We start from the raw sequence: 617 nt of genomic DNA, 5'->3' as shown, positions 1-617 counted from the left end.
GCAATGTTATCTAGTTTTGAGAGAACATAAAAAATTTGTTGACTTTTAAAGTGAATAAGTTATAATAATGATTGTCTTAAATGAATACAGTCTGGTAATGATGGCAGAGAGGTCACACCCGTTCCCATACCGAACACGGAAGTTAAGCTCTCTAGCGCCGATGGTAGTTGGGACCTTGTCCCTGTGAGAGTAGGACGTTGCCAGGCAATATTATTCCGCATTAGCTCAGCGGTAGAGCTATCTGCTGTTAACCGAGCGGTCGTAGGTTCGATTCCTACCTGCGGAGCCATTGGAGAGCTGTCCGAGTTGGCCGAAGGAGCACGATTGGAAATCGTGTATACGTCACAAGCGTATCAAGGGTTCGAATCCCTTGCTCTCCGCCATAGGATTTATAATATTTGGCCCGTTGGTCAAGTGGTTAAGACACCGCCCTTTCACGGCGGTAACACGGGTTCGAATCCCGTACGGGTCACCACTTTGGAGGATTAGCTCAGCTGGGAGAGCACCTGCCTTACAAGCAGGGGGTCGGCGGTTCGATCCCGTCATCCTCCACCATATGAATTTTATATAAATAGTATTATCGCGGGGTGGAGCAGCACGGTAGCTCGTCGGGCTCA

The 617-nt window shown here is 48.6% G+C and carries 4 tRNA genes and 1 rRNA gene; all 5 read left to right on the top strand.

The window, feature by feature from the left end:
- Window positions 1-90: 90 nt before the first annotated feature.
- The 5 genes from rrf to DN403_RS30055 all read left to right on the top strand — a co-directional run bounded on the left by rrf (window position 91) and on the right by DN403_RS30055 (window position 555).
- Window positions 91-206: ribosomal RNA gene (gene rrf / locus DN403_RS30075) — 5S ribosomal RNA — on the top strand.
- An 8-nt stretch (window positions 207-214) separates the two neighbouring features.
- Window positions 215-289 (top strand) — tRNA-Asn (locus DN403_RS30070).
- 2 nt (window positions 290-291) lie between these two features.
- A tRNA-Ser gene (locus DN403_RS30065) sits at window positions 292-383 on the top strand.
- A 17-nt stretch (window positions 384-400) separates the two neighbouring features.
- Window positions 401-475: transfer RNA gene (locus tag DN403_RS30060), tRNA-Glu, on the top strand.
- 4 nt (window positions 476-479) lie between these two features.
- Window positions 480-555, top strand: a tRNA-Val gene (locus tag DN403_RS30055).
- Window positions 556-617 lie beyond the last annotated feature (62 nt).

Source organism: Bacillus sp. AY2-1, assembly GCF_008368965.1.
In the GTDB taxonomy this organism is placed as follows: domain Bacteria; phylum Bacillota; class Bacilli; order Bacillales; family Bacillaceae_G; genus Bacillus_A; species Bacillus_A thuringiensis_S.
This window is presented reverse-complemented; position numbering and strand designations above follow the sequence as displayed.